The 21,208-nt window shown below is 60.9% G+C and carries 18 protein-coding genes; 5 read left to right on the plus strand and 13 right to left on the minus strand.

The window, feature by feature from the left end:
• Positions 1 to 40: 40 nt before the first annotated feature.
• The 7 genes from M0D67_RS00680 to M0D67_RS00710 all read right to left on the minus strand — a co-directional run bounded on the left by M0D67_RS00680 (position 41) and on the right by M0D67_RS00710 (position 7,713).
• On the minus strand, positions 41 to 1,357 hold the full coding sequence (locus tag M0D67_RS00680; protein ID WP_266236838.1) for an MFS transporter: 1,317 nt from the start codon (positions 1,355 to 1,357) through the stop codon (positions 41 to 43).
• A gap of 66 nt (positions 1,358 to 1,423) precedes the next feature.
• Positions 1,424 to 2,905, minus strand: coding sequence for an aldehyde dehydrogenase family protein (locus tag M0D67_RS00685; protein WP_266236840.1), 1,482 nt, complete (start codon positions 2,903 to 2,905; stop codon positions 1,424 to 1,426).
• Between the two features lie 89 nt (positions 2,906 to 2,994).
• The gene (locus M0D67_RS00690) at positions 2,995 to 3,801 is read right to left on the minus strand and encodes an aspartate dehydrogenase (RefSeq protein WP_154559720.1); all 807 of its coding nucleotides are present in this window, start codon (positions 3,799 to 3,801) and stop codon (positions 2,995 to 2,997) included.
• Between the two features lie 132 nt (positions 3,802 to 3,933).
• Complete coding sequence (locus M0D67_RS00695) at positions 3,934 to 4,842, minus strand: LysR family transcriptional regulator (RefSeq protein ID WP_171926039.1); 909 nt, start codon at positions 4,840 to 4,842, stop codon at positions 3,934 to 3,936.
• A gap of 5 nt (positions 4,843 to 4,847) precedes the next feature.
• Positions 4,848 to 5,564 carry a transporter substrate-binding domain-containing protein gene (locus M0D67_RS00700; RefSeq protein WP_154559718.1) on the minus strand — a complete coding sequence of 239 codons (717 nt, stop codon included), beginning with the start codon at positions 5,562 to 5,564 and terminating at the stop codon, positions 4,848 to 4,850.
• Between the two features lie 60 nt (positions 5,565 to 5,624).
• The gene (locus M0D67_RS00705) at positions 5,625 to 6,485 is read right to left on the minus strand and encodes a fumarylacetoacetate hydrolase family protein (protein WP_154559717.1); all 861 of its coding nucleotides are present in this window, start codon (positions 6,483 to 6,485) and stop codon (positions 5,625 to 5,627) included.
• A gap of 28 nt (positions 6,486 to 6,513) precedes the next feature.
• Entirely contained in the window at positions 6,514 to 7,713 is a 1,200-nt protein-coding gene (locus tag M0D67_RS00710; RefSeq protein WP_154559716.1) for a pyridoxal phosphate-dependent aminotransferase, read from the minus strand.
• Between the two features lie 273 nt (positions 7,714 to 7,986).
• Here M0D67_RS00710 and M0D67_RS00715 point away from each other — a divergent pair, with 273 nt between their 5' ends.
• On the plus strand, positions 7,987 to 9,426 hold the full coding sequence (locus M0D67_RS00715) for a PLP-dependent aminotransferase family protein (RefSeq protein WP_233468783.1): 1,440 nt from the start codon (positions 7,987 to 7,989) through the stop codon (positions 9,424 to 9,426).
• A gap of 279 nt (positions 9,427 to 9,705) precedes the next feature.
• A complete protein-coding gene (locus M0D67_RS00720; RefSeq protein WP_154559715.1) occupies positions 9,706 to 9,972 on the plus strand; it encodes a hypothetical protein in 267 nt (88 codons plus the stop codon).
• A 105-nt stretch (positions 9,973 to 10,077) separates the two neighbouring features.
• Here M0D67_RS00720 and M0D67_RS00725 read toward each other — a convergent pair whose 3' ends face one another.
• From M0D67_RS00725 to M0D67_RS00750, 6 genes are all read right to left on the minus strand, one after another.
• Complete coding sequence (locus M0D67_RS00725) at positions 10,078 to 12,312, minus strand: S8 family serine peptidase (protein WP_171926038.1); 2,235 nt, start codon at positions 12,310 to 12,312, stop codon at positions 10,078 to 10,080.
• A gap of 36 nt (positions 12,313 to 12,348) precedes the next feature.
• Entirely contained in the window at positions 12,349 to 13,590 is a 1,242-nt protein-coding gene (locus M0D67_RS00730; RefSeq protein ID WP_266236846.1) for a phosphatase PAP2 family protein, read from the minus strand.
• Positions 13,591 to 13,641: 51 nt separating this feature from the next.
• Positions 13,642 to 15,423, minus strand: a complete 1,782-nt coding sequence (locus M0D67_RS00735) for an adenylate/guanylate cyclase domain-containing protein (RefSeq protein WP_266236848.1) — start codon at positions 15,421 to 15,423, stop codon at positions 13,642 to 13,644.
• 346 nt (positions 15,424 to 15,769) lie between these two features.
• Complete coding sequence (locus tag M0D67_RS00740) at positions 15,770 to 16,801, minus strand: LuxR C-terminal-related transcriptional regulator (protein WP_154565002.1); 1,032 nt, start codon at positions 16,799 to 16,801, stop codon at positions 15,770 to 15,772.
• 46 nt (positions 16,802 to 16,847) lie between these two features.
• The gene (locus M0D67_RS00745) at positions 16,848 to 17,075 is read right to left on the minus strand and encodes a hypothetical protein (protein WP_154565000.1); all 228 of its coding nucleotides are present in this window, start codon (positions 17,073 to 17,075) and stop codon (positions 16,848 to 16,850) included.
• A 109-nt stretch (positions 17,076 to 17,184) separates the two neighbouring features.
• A complete protein-coding gene (locus M0D67_RS00750) occupies positions 17,185 to 18,108 on the minus strand; it encodes a LysR family transcriptional regulator (protein WP_154564998.1) in 924 nt (307 codons plus the stop codon).
• Positions 18,109 to 18,282: 174 nt separating this feature from the next.
• Here M0D67_RS00750 and catA point away from each other — a divergent pair, with 174 nt between their 5' ends.
• The 3 genes from catA (at position 18,283) to benB (ending at position 21,175) form a co-directional block, all read left to right on the plus strand.
• Complete coding sequence (gene catA, locus M0D67_RS00755) at positions 18,283 to 19,218, plus strand: catechol 1,2-dioxygenase (protein ID WP_154564996.1); 936 nt, start codon at positions 18,283 to 18,285, stop codon at positions 19,216 to 19,218.
• 113 nt (positions 19,219 to 19,331) lie between these two features.
• Complete coding sequence (locus M0D67_RS00760; RefSeq protein WP_171926032.1) at positions 19,332 to 20,690, plus strand: Rieske 2Fe-2S domain-containing protein; 1,359 nt, start codon at positions 19,332 to 19,334, stop codon at positions 20,688 to 20,690.
• Positions 20,687 to 21,175 carry a benzoate 1,2-dioxygenase small subunit gene (gene benB, locus M0D67_RS00765; RefSeq protein ID WP_154564992.1) on the plus strand — a complete coding sequence of 163 codons (489 nt, stop codon included), beginning with the start codon at positions 20,687 to 20,689 and terminating at the stop codon, positions 21,173 to 21,175. The genes M0D67_RS00760 and benB overlap by 4 nt, the downstream gene beginning before the upstream one ends.
• Positions 21,176 to 21,208 lie beyond the last annotated feature (33 nt).

Raw genomic sequence — 21,208 nt, forward strand, 5'->3', positions numbered from 1 at the left:
TTCGACCATTACAATTTCGCCCAACGGGAATGGCAAACGCTCACCGGTTGACGACCCGCTTCGGCATTGCCAGCGCCAGCGCGCAACCCAGCAGCAGGCAGATACCGAACGTGATGACACCCGCGCCCACGCTATGTGTCCGGTCTTTCAGCCAGCCAAGGAAATAGGTACTCGCGAAGCCTCCAAGATTGGCAATCGAGCACGCGAATGCAATGCCGGCTGCTGCTGCCGTGCCGCGAAGAAACGTTGACGGAAGCGCCCAGATCACCGGCATCGCCGCCGCGGCCCCGGCGTTTGCCATCGAGAGAAGGATGACGATGGCGGCCACGCTCCCCGGAAAAAAAGCGCTTGCGATCAGGCCAAACGCTGAGCACAGCAAAGGCACGGCGACATGCCAGCGACGCTCCCGGAACCGGTCAGAACTGATCCCGGTTAGCAGAACCATGACAACCGCCAGGCCATTGGGGATCGCCATCAGCGCACCGATCTCGATCGCACTCTTCGCGCCGGCATCGCGCAGCATCGTGGGCATCCAGAAACTTATCGAATAGAAGCAGAGCAATACGCAGAGGTCGAGGTAGCCCACCACCCATACTTTCGGATTGGTAAACGCCTGCGCCAGCCGATGCTCCTTCTTTTCCTCCCGATCGATTCCGATGTCCCGCTTGAGCCTCGTGAGTTCGGCGGCGCTGAGAAAACGCGCGCCCTGATGCGTTTTCGGCAGGAAGATATAGACGAGCACACCAAGCAGAACAGAAGGCATTGCTTCCAGCGCGAACAACCACTGCCAGCCTCGCAGGCCGTGCACGCCGTTAAAGATCGACAGGATCCAGCCTGAAAGCGGCGCGCCGATCAGACTCGACAGCGGCAAGCCCACCATGAAGAGTGCGACGATCCGGCCACGCCGCGCGTCGGGAAACCAGTAGGTGAGGTAAAGCAGTGCGCCGGGCAGGAACCCGGCTTCCGCCACGCCCAGCAGGAAACGCACGAGATAGAACTGCCCCGGCGTCTTCACGAACATCGTCAGCCCGGAAAGCACGCCCCATGTGACCATGATGCGCGCGATCCAGAAGCGGGCGCCGATTTTCTCGAGCATCAGGTTGCTGGGCACTTCAAACAGGATGTAGCCGACGAAAAACAGTCCGGCACCGAGCCCGTACACCGTTTCGCTAAATCCGAGTGAATCGAGCATCTGCAGCTTGGCAATGCCTACATTCACGCGATCCAGAAATGCGGCAAAGAAGCATAGACCCAGGAATGGGGCGAGCCGCCATGTGAGCTTGCGATAGAGACTGCGCCCGGTCGGAGCGTCGTCTTCAAGATCACAGGAGGGAATGTTCAGGGGAGACGTCGACATGTTGAATCCTGGAAGAGGACATGGAAGACGCGCTTCGCAGTCTTCAGCGAAACGCGCAACCTGGCTTCACGAATAGTTGATCACGAGCAGCTTGATTTCCGACATCTCGTCCATCGCGTACCGTGTGCCCTCACGGCCGGTGCCGGATTCCTTCCAGCCGCCGAAAGGCATGTTGTCGATGCGATAGATCGGCACGTCATTGATCATCAGGCCGCCGACATCCCATTTCTCCAGCGCCCTGAACGCGCGCTGCAGGTCTCGCGTGAACAAGCCACCCTGCAAGCCATAGCGCGAATCGTTGGCGCGCTCTACAGCTTCATTGAATGTGCGATAGCTGTTGAGCGTGAGTACAGGTCCGAAGATTTCCTCGTCCTCGACCAGCATGCCCCGTTGAGTATCCGCCAGCACGGTCGGCTGCACGACTGCGCCGACACGCGGGCCACCAGCCAGCAGACGCGCGCCGCCGGTGAGCGCTGCGTCTATCCAGCCCTGGATGCGGATAGCCGATTTCTCGTCGATCACCGGACCTACGTCGATGCGCTCTTCCATCGGATCGCCGACCTTGCACGCGCGTACCTTGTCGAGCAGCCTTGCCTCGAACTGAGCCCGTACATTCTCGTGCACGAGAATGCGCTGTACACCAATGCAATACTGTCCACCGAACACCACGCCGCCACGAACACACCGCGCCGCCGCGAGGTCCAGGTCCGCGTCTTCCGCCACGATCACCGTGCCGTTGCCGCCGAGTTCAAGCGCGACTTTCTTGTGGCCTGCAATCGACTTGATATGCCAGCCGACCTTGGCACTGCCCGTGAATGTCACCATGGCGAAGCGGTCGTCCCGGACCATCGACTCCGCGAGGGGAATACCGCAGTGACACACCTCCAGCGCACCGTCGGGCAGGCCCGCATCGCGCATGACCTCCTGCAGCAAAAGACTGGTAAGCGGCGTTTGCGGCGCAGGCTTCAGCACGACGGCATTACCTACCGCAATCGCCGGCGCGACTTTGTGCAGGACGAGATTGAGCGGAAAATTGAACGGCGAGATCGCCAGGATGAGGCCAATCGGAAAGCGTCTTGCAATACCCACACGACGGCGCATGCCCGCCAGTTTGTCGAGATCGAGGCGGGACAATTCCGTAGCGCTGCCGCTGGCATCGGTGGTCTGGTATTCGAAAACGCCCGCGTCGACATCGAGCGGTACTTCTTCACCATGACTGCGCCGTGCTTCGGCAGCCGCGTTACGCAAGTTGAAGATGCCACGCGAAACCTCTCCTCGCGCATCGTACAAGGGCTTGCCCGACTCCGCCGCGATCGTACGCACGAACTCATCGCGCCGTGATTCAATCAGGTCCGCCGCGCGTTGCAGAATATCCGCGCGTGCGAATCGAGGCAGTTGGCGCATGATCTCGAACGCGGCTTGTGCACGCTCGATCGATCGCTCGACAGCGTCAGCATCGGCAATCGGCATATAGCCAACCACAGCGCCGTCATAGGGGCTGCGCACAGCGTTGGTGGGTTGGGTTTTCGTCTCAATGTCATATTTCATTTGGCATCCTTATCTATAATCGGTGCTTCTACTCACGGCCGCTCACTTCGAATCCGTGTGAAGGTTCCAACGAGGAGTGTTCTCGCCGGCTATGCGACGACCAGGGTCTGGTTGAGGTCTGCGATCGCACGCACGAGACTGCACGGCGCCAGCATCGAGGTTTTCGGATTGCTCGGCAGGGTCTTGCCCGTGACCGCAATATCAATGTGGCCAAAATCGCCTTCGGCCCTGATCCGGTGCGTGTTGCCGATTGCAAGCGGATCGACGTACAGCACCACCCTGGTCCGATCGAAGCCGACGCCGCCCAGCGCGACCGCGGCGGCCACGTTGGCGTTCTGCGGAAAGAGGCGCGCCGCATCTCGCGCCGTGCCTTCATAGATGGCTGTCGGCGTTTTGATGTCGTCGAGCACAACCAGCGCTTCGGCAGGCGTGCCCCGCCAGGCGCCCGGTGCCTTGTGCGATTCATAGCGCACCTCGCGCAGGCCGGCGAACTTCGCCGCGCCAAGCGCATCGAGCCCGCCCAGCGCCCCGGAGGGAATGCGCAGACGTGCCCCTGCGACGGTCGCGCTGTCGATCAATAGCGTCTCGAGCGTGGGATCCGCCAACGCACCGACTGAGGCGACGAGCATGTCGTGCCCCGCCGCCAGGATGGACGGGCCCAGGTTACGCAACGCTTCGTGGCCTGCACATTCGACGACGAGGTCGAGATCGCTATCAAGGAAGTCATCAACGCTATAGACAATCCGCGCGTCGGCGTCGAGCGCCCTGCGCGCTCCCTCGCGATGTGTGTCCCGTTCATAGACAGCCACGACACGAACGGCGGGTACGTGCCGGCTCAGCAGGTCGTACAGCAGGCTGCCGATGGCGCCGCATCCTATCAATCCAACATTCATCATGTCCCTCACTCGGTTCGTGGTGCCCGGGCTCGGCCCCACGTGATGAATGCATTAGATGGGATACAAATTTCCCGGGGAAGGTGCTCGAAGTGACGTCTATCGTCACAAAAACAGAACACTGGGGGTGCCTGGTCAGGGAAACTGGCGACCTGTTCTGAGACGCCGGATCAGAAGGTCGAGGAAACGCTGTGCCGCGACCGACAGTTGTCGCCCGCGAAAGCTGATCACGTCAATGGTCGCCGACCCGGAATTGCGCTCGTCCAGCGGTACTGCCCGCAACCATCCGTGAGCCGTCTCCTGCTCGAGGGTGAGTGGCGGCATGAAACTGACAAGATCCGATTGCCTGACGAGGTTCTTGATAACCTGCAGTGAGTTCGCTTCAATCGCAACCTGAAGCGCGACGTTCGCCCGTTCGGCAGCTTTTTCGATCAGATAGCGAATGCCGAAGGTCCGCGCCGGCAACGCGACTCTCACATTACCCAGTTCAGACATGGACACTGTTTTCCGGCCGGCGAGTGGATGCTCCGGCCGGCATATCATCTGCAATGGCTGGATTGAGCGGCCATGAAGATTGATGTCGTCGCGATTGAGGACATTGAATGCCATGCCAATCTCGGCGCGATGATCGACGAGGGCGTCGACAATCTGTGCGGTTCCGCAGACCTCGAGATGGACAGCGATACCCGGGTGGTCACGCGAGAACTCCGTGATCAGGTCGGGCATGAAGCTATGCACGGCAGCTTCAACCAGCGCGATCCGGACCACACCATGGCGCAATGAGCTCAGGTCGTCCATTGCAGCGTGCAACTGCTCGACGTGGCGCGTGTTGGCGTTCACGTAGTCGAGCAATAGCTGGCCGGCTGCGGTTAGCGTCGCACCGCGCGGTGAGCGGTCGAACAGCGCCGCGCCGAGTTCCTTTTCCAGGTTGCTGATCTGCTTGCTGATCGCGCTGGGTGCAACGAAGAACGTCTCTGAAGCATGTCTTAACGAACCCGTGCGCGCAACTTCGGCGAAATACCTGAGTGACTGGGGCTGGATCATTCCGCTCAGGTTGCGCTGACGCTGTCGAGTTCCGTCTGTGTGAGCCCGTACTTCGCCATTCGGGCACGGTGATCAGCCGAACCGAGGTACTTGCGAAGTTGCTCATTCACCGCCTGCAGAAGGTCAGGATTGCCCTTGCTGAACGAGAACGCGCCGACAGGTGCTCTGCCATCCTTGCTCGTTTCGTGCGCCACCACTTCCAGTTCCTGATTTGCGCTGGCAAGAACACGGCTGCCAACTGCCGTGCTCGCGTAGGCGTCGATTTTTCCCGCGAGCAGCGCGTCGATCGCTTCGGTTTGGCCCTTGAACGCCACTATCTGGCTATCGCTCACGCCGACCGACTTTGCAGAGTCGAGCTGAACCGTCCCAGCAACGATTCCAAGCCGCGCGTCGTTGCGCGCCGCAACGGCCGCGTAGCTCGTCAGCGCTTTCGGATTGCCCTGACGAAGCAGGAAGCCGTCGCCCAGCGCCCAGACCGGCACGCTGAACGCAACGCGCTCGGCGCGCTCGGCGGTCACGAAAATGGGTACGTTCATGTCCCACCGGCCTTCCTGCACACCAGGCAGAAGTTCTTCGAACGAGGTCAACTGATGTTCGATGGAGGTCACACCGATCGCCCGAAGCACCACCTCGGCCAGTTCGATGTCGGCGCCCGTCGCCGAATGATCTTCACCCGTCCAGTAGAACGGCGGTTCCTCGAGATACGCGATTCTTACTTTCATAGCTGTGCTCCACATGTCCAGTAGTTAAGATTCCGGTCGCCCGCCCTTGGGCGTGGCGATTCATTTGTGCGTCGATGACACAGCTGCCTGAACCGCGCAGCGCTGCGAACCGAGCCCCTCGATTCCGCAAGTAATGACGTCGCTTTCCTTCAGATAGTCTGGCTTCGGTTTGTTGTACGCAACGCCGTGAGGCGTTCCAGTCAGGAGGAGATCGCCGGGCAACAAGGTCATGAATTCACTTAGATGGGCAATGATCTGGCTGACGGAAAACACCATTTTTCCGGTACGGCTTTCCTGCTGGGGCATTTCATTTTTTTGCAACCAGATCCTGAGATCGAGCGACGCGGGAAGGTCGTCCAGCGTGACCAGCCAGGGCCCGAAAGGAGCGAAGGTGTCCGCGCTTTTCGCCTTGCTCCACTGCCCTCCGCGCTCGAACTGCCAATGCCGCTCAGTGACGTCGTTGGCGACAGCCACGCCAGCGATGAACGACGCAACCTCCTCGGGGCGAACGTTGAGCGCCACGCCGCCCATGACCACCGCGAGTTCGACTTCCCAATCGACCGCTTTGGCAGTCGCCGGAATCACAATTGGGTCAAATGGTCCGCTCAGCGCAGTCGGAGACTTGAAGAACACGAGCGGCTCCTGCGGCAGTTCAAAACCGGTTTCCTCAGCGTGATCCGCGTAGTTCAGTCCCACGCATACGATTTTGCCCGGCGCTGCGATTGGACTGCCCAGGCGGGAGGCTGGAGGCGCTTCCGGTAGCCGCGAAAGATCAGCCCGCAATATTTCGCTCAAAGAGCTTGCCTCCAATGCGCTCCCTGACCAATCACGAACCAGGCTGCTGGCGTCGCGTACCGTTCCGGAGGCGTCGAGAATACCTGGTCGCTCGTCACCAGGCGGGCCAAATCGGACAAGTTTCATCGTGATGTTTCCAACCTATGCCGACACGTCATGCCGTAGCGGCGTCCATGACCGTTGAAAGTGCTGACAGTGCGGGTCCGAGACGCGCGGGCGGCAGGTAGCCAAATCCCAGCCGGAATACACGGCTGCTTTCGCCAAACCATGCGCCGGATGCCAGTTGCAAATCGTGACCCGGCAGCAAATCCCAGAAGCGCGCGACAGCAACGTCGTCGAATGCGTCGGCGCGCAGGCGCAGGCAGCATAACGCGCCGGCGTCAGGACGCACCCACTCGATGCGCTCGTGCTCGCTCTCGCACCAAAGCGCCAGTTCCTGGAGCGCAGCGGCGAGCAAGCGGCGTCGCGGTGCAAGCACGCTTTCCCTGTTGCGCAGAAGCGCTGTGGCGAGCGTCTCGTCGAGTACCGATCCGGAAATCACGGTGTTCATTTTGGCGACGGCCAGACGCTCCCGTAGATCCGCGTTCGCCACCGTGAGCCACCCGGTGCGCAGGCCCGGCGCGCCGAGCGCCTTCGACACCGACGCGCCGGTGACGATACGTGGATCGAGTCCCGCGAAACTCTCGAGCGCCGCATTGTCGCCATAGGTGGCCTCCCGATAGGTCTCGTCGATGAAAAGTATCGCGTCCGGAGACCGCTTTTTCATCAGGACGAGGAGCCTCTCGACGTCGGCACGGGACGTCTGGATACCCGCCGGATTCTGTGGCGAAGCGATGCTGATCAGCTTCGTTTTCGACGACAGACTTGCCTCGATCTGGTCCAGGTCCAACCGATAGCCATTCTCGAATGACAGCCTGATCTCGCGGACGCTAACGCCGGCGCCGAGCAGGCAATCACGGCTCGGCGGAAAGCATGGCGTCGCGAGGACAGCCTCGTCGCCCGACCGGCAAACTTCGAAAGCGAGAAGAAACAGACCGAGCGCGGTACCTTGTGTCGTGATGATCTGCTCGGCTGGAACCTTGCAGCCCTCGGCAATTGCCTCGCGAAGCGCGACCGAACCGGCGGATGTGCCATAGCCGAGCTTCAGATTGCGGATATCCTCGAGCCCCGCCAAAGACAAGAGTTCGCCGAGCGTCAGGTCCTGCGACGTACTCTCCGCCAGGTTGAACGGCCGGTTCACATTAAGAAGTGAAATGATCTCGTTGCGAGGAAATCGCCCGCGCCACGACTTGGGACTCGATTCGCTGAAGCCAGCCTGTTGTCGTTCGTCGAGATTCTGTTGAATACCCTGCATGCTTTTGCCTTGCATTTGCTGTGAATTGTTTGTCAGACGATCCGTTGCAAGCAGCCAAACAGCCGCTCCAGCCCGGCCCCGACAGCAGTTTTCGCTGTGCACGGCACCCCGGCTCCTTCAGACGCGATCGCAACGCATGCATCGTAGCGCTCACCCACCGACCATAACAGTCACAATTTTCTGCGAAATGGACCATCACAATTCCTCTTGGCGAGCCGCGGCGCCGGGTCGATAATCGTGGTTTACACCGATTACACCGTTATGAGCCCTTCCATGGACATGGACACGCCCACTCCGTACCGCTACGAGCGCCTGGCTGAGCTCATCGTCGGCATGATCGACAATGGCGCGCTCGCGGCGGGCACGCGTCTGCCATCCGTGCGCGCGGTCAGCGAACAGCACAGCATCAGTATCTCCACGGTGTTACAGGCGTATCGCCTGCTCGAGGATCGCGGCATTCTGGTCGCGCGGCCGCAGTCAGGCTTTTACGTCGCGGGCTCGCGCCGCGGCGCGCTCGCGTTGCCATCGATCTCGCGGCCGCGCGCGAAGGCGTCGACCGTGTCGATCAGCGGCGCCGTCGCGGGACTGCTCGAGCACGTGTCGAACCCGGCGCTGGTGCCGCTCGGCTGCGCCGTACCCGACGCGGCGCTGCTGCAATCGAAGCGGCTCGACCTCGCGCTCGCGCGTGCCGCACGTCAACACGGCACGCGCTACAACATCTATTGCGCGCCGCAAGGCGATCCGCGCCTGCGCCGCGAAATCGCAAAACGGGCGATGCACTTCGGACATGCGCTGTCGCCTGACGACCTGCTCATCACGAACGGCTGCACCGAGGCATTGACACTCGCGCTGACCGCTGTCGCGAAGCGTGGTGATTCGATTGCGATCGAATCACCCACTTACTTTGGCCTCCTCCATACTCTCGAAGTGCTGGGCCTGAAGGCCTTCGAGCTGCCCACCGACCCGACGCGCGGCATCGACGTCGACGCGCTCGCCCGTCTGCTCGATACGGAACCGGTGGCCGCCTGCGTACTGTCGTCGAATTTCAACAACCCGCTTGGCTGCGCGATGGCCGAAGCCGACAAGCGCTCGCTCCTTGCTCTGCTCGCGCGGCATGCCGTGCCGCTGATCGAAGACGACGTCTACGGCGACATCCACTTCGGACGCGAACGGCCCAAGCCGTTCATCGCGCTCGACGGCGGCGCCAATACGATCTACTGCAGCTCGTTTTCGAAGAGCCTTGCACCTGGGTATCGGGTCGGCTGGATTGTGGCGGGCGCCTATGCGCAGCAGGTGATGGAACGCAAGCTGGCTTTCAGCCTCTGCTGCCCCGTTCTGCCTCAGGTCGCGCTCGCGGACTTTCTGGAGAGCAGCGCATACGACGCACACTTGCGCGGCGTGCGGCGCATCTTCGAAGAGAACCTCGGGCGCATGACGCGTGCGATCGAGGCAAGCTTCCCGACCGACACGAAAGTAAGCCGGCCAGCAGGCGGCTTCATGCTCTGGCTGGAACTGCCGAGGCGCTTCGACTCGCGCGCGCTCTTCGACGAAGCGCTCGAACAAGGCATTTGCTTCGCGCCCGGTGACGTCTTCTCCGCAAGCCGGCGCTTTCGCAATTGCCTCAGGCTGAGCGCCGGGCATGCCTGGGACCATCGCATCGAAGATGGCGTCCACCGGCTGGGACGGCTTGCGCGAGCGTTGCTCGAGGGTTAAGCGCCTCGTGTGCGCGGACACCCGACCTCAGCTCTCCCGTGCATCGCTGGCGCAATGCTCCATCACTTCGAAGAGCGCCCCCGTCTATCACCAATGCCATATAGCCGAGCCCGCGCCCGACACACATACTGCAATCAACCTAAGCGTCTCTGCAACCTCGCCCGATCGCACTCACTCCGTTCCACGGAGCGACCCGCTTTCTCCCTGGACACGGCGCACATCGGCGCTTCGGTTCGGCGCAGCGGGTGCATGCGCCGCCATTTCGAAAGGAGAGTCAAAATGAAGACAGCACTTTTACTGGTCAGCGGCGTGCTCTGCGCGTGCTCATGGCAGGCAAACGCGCAGGAAACCACCGCGCAACAGCCGCCGACGGCAACCGAAATCCTGAACAGTTCGCAAGGGTCAGACATGTCGACCAACTCGATGTCGGGCGGCGCCGCGATTCAACAAGGCAAAACCCGTGCCGATGTCTATCAGGACCTCGTGCGCTCGCAGCACAACGGAGAAGCGGCAAGGCTCCAGCAGCTTTTCAAGGGAGGTCAATGATCTTTCTGTCCGCTCCGGAGCGCGGCAGCGGACGCACGTGACGCAGGCGACGCACGACGGGGGCCGGGGTGAACAAGACTCGGTCCTCCTCGCGCTATGGCCTCGCTACAGCTTGATACCTCTTTTCTTCCAGCGCGGCGAAGGCAACCTGCCGGAGCCTGCCCGAATCTCAAGCAGACGCGGCACATAGGCATGTTGACCGAGCGGCACCGGTGGTGGATTCAACGTGCCGAAGCATGGGCCTAGCAGGTGAGGGACCGCCGCGACCTGATCTGGATCGAGGGAATTCGCCTCGGTTTCAATCCACACGCGAGCGGAAGGCTGAGGCGTGAACGTATTGGGCTGCAATCCATTCGCGTACTCGATGATTTTTTGCCGCGCCAGCAAGCGGGCCACCTGCGGCGCCGCGGCGCTGGTTCCGCTCAACGCAACGAGGCAGCCGCTGCGCGTACTCGCGCTCAGCACGCCTGCGCACGCGACGGAGTCTTCGCTGACCGCCGCCGCATCCGGACCCGATCGCTGCGTCGCCAGAAGAGAAGGTCCGGTCGATGAGTAGGTCGCAGCGCGTCCGTCAGTCCTGCGATAGGCACCGACCACGACGGTGTGCTCGCCAGTCGCAATGGAACTCAACGTGCCACTACGCTTGATCCACGTCGACGGATTGCCTTCGTCGAAGTCCCGCACGTGGGCCCCAAAAACAAACCGCTTGTACGCCAGATCCTCGAAGCGCGACTGGCGCCCTCGCAGTGGATAGCCGTAGGCCGTTTCATTACGCTGTACCCACGCGTGAATCTCCAGATCGTCACTCGACCCGTTCGTCAGCGTCACGGTCCAGTTGCCCGCCGGCGCCGGATCGCGCTGCGGATGATTCATCGTTGTAGGGGCGAGTGCGATCAGGATCATCTTGCAGTCCCCCGTGGCGACGCGATCCAGATAGACCGCCGTGCACAGCACATTGCGCCCCGGTTGCCACGTGTAGAGATTCTCGACGGGAAACGCGGGGCTCGTGCCTCCTCCCGGAGGTGTGATCTGAACAGTCAGATTGGATGCGTCGACATTCTTCGGCAACCATATCTCAAGAAAACCGGGCGTGGCGCAATCGGGCAGGACACGCCACGTAAGCGGGCTCGACGTTCCTTTCTCGAGCTTGAGTTCCGCATGACAGCGCAGCATGTTGCTGTTTCCCGCGGGTACGACGATCGATAGATCGCGATGCAGACCGATCAGTTCATCCATCGCGCTTTCAATGATCGAACTGCCGTCGTGCGGACCCGCCATATAGCCGTAGCTCAGGTTGAGTACAACCGAGTACCCCGCGCCTTCGGCAAGATCGTCGGCGCGACGCAGGAGGTAGCGGATCGCGTCGAGTGCATGAACGGCGAACCAGAGCCCGGACGTGTCGCGAATCATTCGCCCTGCCGTCCTGAACTGGACGCACAGGATACGCGGCGGTTGAACCGTTCCCGTCCGCTCCCCTTCCAGGGTCAACGCGGCGGCCTCGATCTTGTTGTGCCTCACGCCGCACGCGAGATCCATCACCTCGGTGCCGTGCGCCCAGCGTTTGCGCGCGCCGACGTAACCGTTGAGCCGATACACGGCGTCTTCATCCACGAGTCCTTTGGTCACGCACTGATTGAGCAAGCCGTTTATGTCGGCGCCGGCTAGCTCACGCCCGTAGTGCACGCCGAGTGATGCCACCGCTGCGTCATCCTGGTTCCAGAAGTATTCGATACGGGTCAACGGAATATCGGCGACGGAACGAAAGCGTTCGTGAGCGAACGCCAGACCGTCGTCCATGACACCCATGAAGACGGCGTGCGGCGCGTCAGTGGCCGCTGCGCCCGGTTGAACGACGGGACCGAAGATGGGCTGCGTTCCCGGCATGGACGCTTCGGAACCAGGAGCCACAGACTGCACCGCGTCGCCAGGAGCGATCGGCATCCCGAGTTCAAAGCGCTTCACGACACCCTTCATGGCGCCATCGATTTCGGTGAAGAACTGCTTTGTCACGATCGCAGTCAGGAAGCGCGACGCTTCCAGATCATGCGGCGGAAAGCGATAGACGGTCGATACTTGAATCCAAGTCTTCCACGCGGCATTCGCGTTTTCCAGACTCTCCGCGAACGTCTGCGCGGTAAGGGGCGGAGCGCCCGCCACTGGCCAGTGCGCTTCCAGTTCAAGGATGACGCGCACCCAACCGGTGGGTTGCCCACCGAGGTGAGCAAACGCCGTTGTGTCCGCCCACGCCAGATAGGGGTCGGCGCGGGTGCTGTTAGCGGCGCGTCCGATCCAGTTGAGACCGCTCCACGCGCCGCCGCCCGCCAAAGATTGCCAGCTCATATGCCACCCTTTCTGCACGCATCGACACGCTTACGGCTAACGCGTGTTCTGGAGACTCTTACCCGTCCACTCGCTCGCCGCTTGGTTCCATAGCCACCACAGAATGTCGGATCCATCCACGGCCGTTTGCGCAGCGTCCCAGTCGATGAACGAGAAGTAGGCCCGCACCTGTGGCGCGGTCATGGCCGGATTGTTCAGGATATAGGCAGCGACATCGGCGTCGCTCAGCGGCTCGTGATAATCGAAATCCGGATTGCCGTGCGGACCGTTGGCGTTGATACCGTTGCCCTTGAAATAGCGCGGAGTAATCATGCCGTTGCCGCCAAGCTTCGGCTTGCACCGCGCGACAAAGTATTCCCCGAGTGAAGTACCGAGCACGTGCCCCGCAATGCTGTCGATCGGAAAATGCACACCCGCCACCGTTCGATTCACCGCGACGCGGTACGCCTGCCTCATCGCCTGCTGACGGAATACGGAGTTGGGCTGCGCATTGAACAATGCGCACAGCACTACCGCGATAATGAACGCCTGAGTCGAATGGCCGCTCGGTAGCGAGCCATGCCCCGGCGTCTGGATCATCGGCTGCACCTGGGTCGAGTACTCGATGGCCCTTTGCGCCGCTATCGCATGCTTGAAGCGAATTTCCGCGAAGATTGCGAACCGCACAGCGGCATCGAGCAGTTCGAGCGTCTTCGGCGTGCGGCTCGGGTGCAGATAGATGAGGGTGCTCCAGAATGCCACTTGTGGGCCCATCTGACACAGTATCTCAGCGGCGCGGTCCTCGCGCAGGTCCGAATAGAAGTCCAGCCAGTCGAGTTGTTTCGTGAAAACGGCCACGTCCGGGCGGCTCAAAGAGACGACTTTCACGTCCGCGCCGCCTGACGCGGCCCGATGAGACAGCATGGCGGTGTAAGGGTCGGGAAACGAAAACTTCAGACTGGTCAGCAGTTCGAAATCGAACACCGTCGCGCGCACCCAAGGTTCCCATCGCCACAGTTGAGCGGGATCGTCGAGCGCAGGCGGCTGCGGTGTGGTGAGATCCTGCAGTTTCTGATTATCTTTGTTGAGCGTCACCAGCTCCGGAGTCCGCCAACTGCCCACTATCCCGTCGCGGTGTCCCATCAGCGCTTCCGCGAGAAGCCGCGGGTCGCCCGAACTGCCGCCGCCCGCATCATAGACGCCACCCGCGCCGCCACCGCCGGGCGGAACGCCAGCGCCGCCCGCCCCACCAGCTCCACCTGCACCGCCTGCCCCACCCGCACCGCCAAGTCCGCTCACGAGATGTCTCCTCTCTCAGGGATCCAGCACCGCATTCATCGCTTCTTCTATCTAGCCAGGCAATCCCGCCTGACGGAGTGCCTCCGACCAGATCTTGCCGGTCTTGTATGCGCCGCTAGGCGAGCGTTCAAGATAACGTCGCACCGTCAGCGCCGGCTCGATGGCCAGCACTTCGCCGACCGTCAAACGCGCCGCCTCGACGTTGCCGAGCAGCGACTGCGCAATCGCCAGCGCACGTAACGTGGACGTGTTGGTACGGTTCACCCGCAGGGACCGTTGCGCCAGTTCCACCGCGCGTTCGTATCGGCCCGCGGATAGCGCGGCCGTTGCGCCTAGCGACTCGTAGAAATAGCGCAAGGGATCGAGCGGCGAAAGCCTGAGGGCGTGCTCAGTTGCGTCGACAGCCTCCTCGCCCTCGCCTTCGAATGCGTGCAGCGTGCCTTTGAGCAGCCATGCAAGCGAATCGTTGGGATTGACCGAGAGCGCGAGCGCGTAGCGCTGCTGCGCGACGTCGAGCTGCTTGAGCAGATTGGTGTGCACGAATCCGTCGATGGTCAACGCGAGCGAACACTCAGGATCGGCGTCGAGCGCGCGCCGCGTGCATTCGAGCGCCACATTTGCTTCGCCGCTGCGGTCATCGGTCCAGCCGCGATTGAAGCGCAAGACATGCCACTTGGCGAGCCATGCATGCGGCAATGCCTGTCTGCCCGCGCGTTCGATCACCACGTCCAGCATGTCCCGCGCACGGTTGAAGTCGTCCGCCACGCCGCGGTGCATCAGCACGATGGCGCTCATCAGCAGTGTCGAGATTTCGAGCGTGGGCAACGCCTGCGATCGTGCCCGATGCAGTTCGCGATTGATGATCGCATTGCTGACCCCGCCGACCACCCGGCCGATCAGTTCGTCTTCACCGAGCGTGATCTCGGACGTGCGGCCTCTGATGCTCTCCGTCCACAAAATGTGACGCGATTTGGCTTCGGCGAGCTCGGCGACGAGCACGAACTGATCGCCCGACATGCGATATGCGCCCGACAGTACGTAACGCGCGCCGAGAAACCTGCTGATTTCGTCGAGTGATGCGCCGCGCTCGCGAAACGCGGTCGTGGACAAACGCGAGATCACCAGAAGCTCGGCCGTGCGAGACAAGGAGGAAATGATCTCGTCGGCGAGCACTTCGCCGAGCATCTGCTGTTCGACGTCGCCGCCACGCAAGACGAACGGAATCACCGCAATGGTGGGCCGCAGCTCCGGCAAAAAAGCGGCACCACGCTCGATCAGCGGACGTGGACCGGGCGGACCGATCCGATAGGCGTGCACCGGATGCTCGAAATGCTTCAGATGGCATTCGCCGAGGTCGTCGATTTCCGCGTCCAGTTCGGAAGTAAGCTGATCCCGTACCTGCGCGGACACCACGATCTCTCCCGGTCCCGCCAGCGTGTAGAGGCGCGCCGCCAGGTTGACGCCGCGACCGTACACGTCACGCTCGTCTTCGTACAACTCCGTGATGTGCAAGCCCATCCGCAAGAGCATGTGCTTGCTCGCCGGCTCGCCTGCGTTGACCTCGCGCGACGCGCGCTGGATCGCGAAGGTCGCGGAGAGTCCATCCTGCAGGCGCACGAACGTGACCATGAGTCCGTCGCCCTCAGTTCTGATCAGGCGGCCGCCATGCGCAGGCACAAACTCATTCTCGATCTGCGCCTTGAACGCGCGCCAGCGCCGCGCTGCTTCGACCTCGTTATCCTGCATCAGCCTGCAGGACTCAACGAGATCCATAAACAGTACGGCGCGAACGACACAAACCAGTCCATCCGGCGAACGGGGGAAATCTGCCATCACTTTTATTCAAGCCATTTTTTGCGTGCACGGGTCTTATACGCAACGGACTTAACTGTCCCTGCGCATTCTTTCAAATGTCACGTCGGAAGAGCTGCGCCCACGCAAGCGCAACCTTTCAGCGTTGAGCCGAAATGCTCGAAATGGTGAATCTCGCCGCCTGACGGAGCGACGCGAACGCGCGGCCGATGTCTTCAGGAGACTGGCGATTTGTATGTGTTATAGGTCAAAAAAACATTGGAAAAACGGCTTTTTTCACCCGCCATCCGCTTTATGTCAGTCGATATCGGACAAAGCCGAAGCACACTGAAATACCGTGTCTGCAATAAACGTTCGACAGTCGCAATTAATGCCTCGTGCGCAGCTTATCTGCCTCCAATCGGCGGGTAATCAAGTGGATCAGATAGGTGGCGAATTCCGGGTCCTGGTAATAAAGTCGCATCGCGTCGGTCGACGAGACCACCAGCAACTCGCATTCGCTCTTGCAACGCGCCGTGCACGTGCGCCGATGGTCGGGAGAGAAGAGCCCGATTTCGCCCAGTATCGTGCCCTGCCCCACCTCGATGCCGATCTCCTCGAGCATGACCGTTCCGTGCACCACGTAGTAAAGCGCATCGCTTCGGTCATCTTTGTGAAAGAGGACGTGGCCGGATTGAAAACGGGTGGGCGTCGTATAAGTCAGCAGCCGACTGATCGAAAGCTGGCCGTCCAGCGCCTGGTGAAGTTGCACATCGCCGACCTTCTGCAACCGCGCCGCGGCAACGCTCGCCTGCCCCCGACTTCCGACCTTGAGTGCTTTGTACACCGTATATAAGTGCACTTTTACGGTGCCTTCCGTAATGTTCAACTGTCGCGCGATTGACTTGTTCGAATCGCCGCGCGCCGCGAGCGCCAGCACCTGCAGTTGGCGAGGCGTCAGAAAGTGGGGATTGGGATCGGCCGCGACGGCGGACCTTTGCAGCGCGTCGGTGGAAGCGGTAGCGGCGGTGGCCGCCGACCAGCGAATGGCCGACGGCAGATACCGCCCGCCGGCAACGAGGAGGCGCAGTGCATCGACCAGTGCATTGCTCGACTCCGATTTACCCAGGTGACCTGCAACGCCTGCCGAGATGAATTGCTCGACGGCCTGAGGATCGACCGAGGTCAGCAGCGCAAGCACCGGCACGTTCGGTGCACCGCGATGAGAAGCGCTTGCGGTAGTGAGCGCCTCCGGCAGATAGTCACCGTCGAGCACGAGTACGTCGACCGTTTGCCCGCTATCGATAGGGCTCAACGTGTAGTCGGCGCATTTCACTTCGGCGCCGTCGGCCACCTCGCCGAGCAGACGTGCGACGCCATCGCGAAACAAACCTGCGGGCGCAATGAAAAGGATCAGCATGAGCCGTGCGCGCCAGACGTGGCGCCTCGGACTGATCGACCTCTCTTCACGACAGCGAGGCAAGCATGATCGACAATCTTTTGATGTGAGCCCTGAACGCGTCGCTCGCTTCCCGATCGGTTGTCGGATTCAGGTGCGAAGTCCCCGCGAGTTCGACCTGCTCATGAAAATCGTTGGCGACCGCGCGTCTGATGTCCGGTGGTAACGACCGTACGATGGAGACCAGTAAAGCCTCTTCGGCGTGAATCATGCCCAGAATCGAATGAGTGTCCATGGAAGAATCCCCGTTGAAGGCGTCGTAAGTACACTCTAGTACACGCCGGTCAATCGTTTCAGGCTACCTGGGAGGTTTCCTACTGATGGCCTCGGACAGTAAGCGAGTATCACCGCCCGGCATCGTTACGGGGCGCGTAAGGCACCCTTTCCTCCTCGTACAACCGATAGATGAGTTCAAGCAGTTCCCGAAGGTCCCGCGACTCGTCGAGCATTCGCGTGCTCATGATGATTGGGGAAACCAGAGTGGGGTCGTCCAGTTCCTTGTAACTCACGTCGTCTCGCTTCAGGCCATACACGCTACTCGGAACGACAGCAATTCCTTCCCCCGCTGCGACCAGGCCTAGCGCAATCTGCAACTCCCGTACTTCATATATCCGGCGAGGCTTGAGACCACGGTCTGCGAATGCCGACAGCACCTGGTCTGCATAACTGGGCCGCGGCGCCTTGGGGAAAATAATCAGCGTCTCGTTGATCAGGTCGCTGAGCGCGAGGACGGGCTTGCCCAATGAGAGTGCATGGCCCTCCGGGAACGCAACAATCATCTTCTCCTCGCGAAGAATCACCCGGCGGATGTTTGCGTCCTCATGGCGGATACGGCCGAACCCGACATCGATCTGGCCGTCTTTCAGCGCGCGAATCTGGTCCATCGTCGACATCTCATGGAGGCTGAGTTCGACGGTCGTGTTCTCGTCGCGAAAGCGCCGGATGATTTTTGGCAGCATGCCGTACAACGTCGAACCCACGAAACCGACAGAGAGGCTGCGCTCGATGTTGCCCACACGCCGCGTCATTGATTCGAGTTCGGACGTCTGAGCCAGCAACTGGACGGCATGAGCATAGAAAAACTTGCCCGTCTCCGTTAGCTTCAACGGGCGCGAGTCGCGCTGGAATAACTGCACCTCGAGAATCTCTTCAAGTTGCTGTATCTGACGGCTCAAAGGCGGTTGGGCCATGTTCAGCCGCTGCGCCGCGCGCGTGAAATTACGTTCCTCGGCTACGGCGACGAAATAGCGAAGATGGCGCAGCTCCATTTCAATACCTTGTAGATATAGACCAATACTAAATCAGTGTTGGACGAGGCCTTCCGGCGTCCACTATTCTGCATTCACACTCTGTTTCAGCACCAATTATACCTTTCAAGCATATCCAAGAGGGTGCTAAACCAAGGGTTTACCCCCAAATAAAATAGAGATTCAGGAGCAGACATGAGCGTCAAGGTGTTTGATACGAAGGAAGCGCAGGACCTGTTAAAGGCTGCTGCCAACGTCGGTAGCCAGGACGGCAGTGCTCGCGCCAGGCAGATTGTCCATCGCCTGCTGGGCGATTTGTTCAAGGCCATCGACGACCTTGACATGACGCCCGACGAAATCTGGGCCGGCGTTCACTATTTCAACAAGCTCGGCCAGGACGGCGAAGCGGCGTTGCTTGCCGCTGGTCTCGGTCTGGAGAAGTATCTCGACATTCGCATGGATGCAGAGGACAAGGCTGCTGAAATCACCGGCGGCACGCCGCGCACTATCGAAGGTCCGCTGTATGTCGCCGGCGCGCCGGTGCGCGATGGCGTGTCCAGGATCGACGTCAATCCCGATCCGGATGCAGGCCCACTCGTCATCCGCGGCACCGTGACCGGCCCGGACGGCAAACCCGTCGCAGGCGCAGTGGTCGAATGCTGGCACGCTAATTCAAAGGGCTTCTATTCGCACTTCGACCCGACCGGCGCGCAGAGCGAGTTCAACCTGCGCGGAGCGGTCAGCACGGGTGCCGACGGTAAGTACGAATTCCGTACGCTCATGCCGGTAGGCTACGGGTGCCCGCCGCAGGGCGCGACCCAGCAATTGTTGAACGTGCTCGCCCGCCATGGCAACCGTCCGGCGCATGTGCACTTCTTCGTCACCAGCGACAAGTACCGCAAGCTGACGACGCAAATCAATATCGAGGGCGACCCGCTGATCTGGGATGACTTCGCCTACGCGACCCGCGAGGATCTGATTCCGCATGTCGTCGAAAAGACCGGCGGCACTGCGTTGGGTATGACGGCTGACGCGTACAAGGAAATCGAGTTCAACATCGAGTTGACTCCGCTGGTTCAAGGCAAGGATAACCAGGTCGTCCATCGTCTGCGTGCGTCTGCTATCGCCTGACCGCTGAACGCGGCAGCTACGTCGTACCACTGCTGCCGCTCAATCCTTCGCAAGAATCTTTCGACACCGATGCGCGTGCTCCATCACCTGGCGCACGCGTAGGGAGAGCACTCATGTCTGCAATTATCGACAAAGCCTCGCAACTGGATGAACTGCTGCATACCGCCGTTCAGGACGACAAGCAAAACGGTGTATTCCGTTGCCGCCGCGATATTTTCACCAACGCTGATCTGTTTGAGCTCGAGATGAAACACATCTTCGAGAGCAATTGGGTGTACCTGGCTCACGAAAGCCAGATTCCCGACAACAACGACTACTACACCACCTGGATTGGCCGCCAGCCCATCGTGATCACTCGCGACAAAAGCGGAGAACTGCACGCGGTCATTAACGCCTGCGCGCACAAAGGCGCCATGCTTTGCCGGAAAAAGCACGGCAACAAAGGCACTTTCACCTGTCCGTTCCACGGCTGGAGTTTCGCCAACACCGGCAAGCTCCTGAAAGTGAAGGACGTGAAGACCACTGAATACCCGGTGCAGTTCAATACCAACGGCTCGCACGACCTGAAAAAAGTCGCGCGCTTCCAGAGCTACCGCGGCTTCCTGTTCGGCAGCCTCAACGCGGACGCGATGCCGCTGGAGGACTACCTCGGCGAGACCAAGGTCATCATCGACCAGATCGTCGACCAGGCCGCGAACGGGTTGGAAGTGTTGCGAGGCAACTCCTCGTACATCTACGACGGCAACTGGAAGATGCAGATGGAGAACGGCTGCGATGGCTACCACGTCAGCACCGTGCACTGGAACTATGCCGCGACGATGGACCGCCGCAAGGTCGATGGCACGAAGGCTGTGGATGCGAACAGCTGGAGCAAGTCGGTAGCCGGCGTGTACGGCTTCGACCACGGCCACATTCTGTTGTGGACCAAGACGATGAACCCTGAAGTGCGACCGGTTTATCAATACCGCGAGGAAATCAAGGCACGCGTCGGCGAAGTGAAGGCGGATTTCATCGTCAACCAGACTCGAAACCTGTGCCTGTATCCGAACGTGTTCCTGATGGACCAGTTCAGCACCCAGATTCGCGTGGTCCGCCCGTTGAGCGTAGACAAGACCGAAGTCACCATCTTCTGCTTTGCCCCCAAGGGCGAGAGCGCAGCCGACCGCGCTACCCGCATTCGCCAATACGAGGATTTCTTCAACGTCACGGGAATGGGCACCGCAGATGACCTTGAAGAGTTCCGCGCGTGCCAAGCTGGCTATGCCGGCACCACGGCGATGTGGAACGACCTTTCGCGCGGCGCGCCGTTGTGGGTCGAAGGTCCCGACGCGAACGCGAAAAGCATGGGCATGAAGCCGCTCATCTCGGGCGAGCGCAGCGAAGACGAAGGCCTGTTTGTGTGCCAGCACGAATACTGGGTTCAGGTGATGCGCGACGCACTGAAACAAGAACGCGAGGAGGCCGTGGCATGAGCTTCGACTACCCAAAAATCTGCGCCACGCTGTACCGCGAAGCGCGCCTGCTCGACGACCGCCAGTGGGACGAATGGCTCGCCTGCTATGCCGAGGACGTCACCTACTGGATGCCGGCGTGGGACGACGACGACCAGCTCACCGATGATCACGAGAGTCAGATTTCGCTGATGTATTACCCGGACCGTGGCGGCCTGGAAGACCGGGTGTTCCGCATCAAGACCGAACGCAGTAGTGCGTCGATGCCCGAACCGAGAACCAGTCACAACGTCACCAATGTAGAAGTGCTGGCCGAACGCGGCAATGAAGTGGACGTGCGCTACAACTTCGACACGCTCAGCCACCGCTACAGAATCAACGATCATTTTTTCGGCACGATGTTCGTTACTTTGCGAAAGGTCGACGATGCCCTGTTGATTGCCAGCAAGAAAATTGTGCTGAAGAACGATTACATCCGCCAGGTACTCGACATTTACCACGTTTGATGTCGACCCCCGGGAGGAAACTGGAAGTAGAGG

This window comes from Paraburkholderia sp. SECH4, assembly GCF_030511745.1.
Taxonomy (GTDB): Bacteria; Pseudomonadota; Gammaproteobacteria; order Burkholderiales; family Burkholderiaceae; genus Paraburkholderia; species Paraburkholderia madseniana.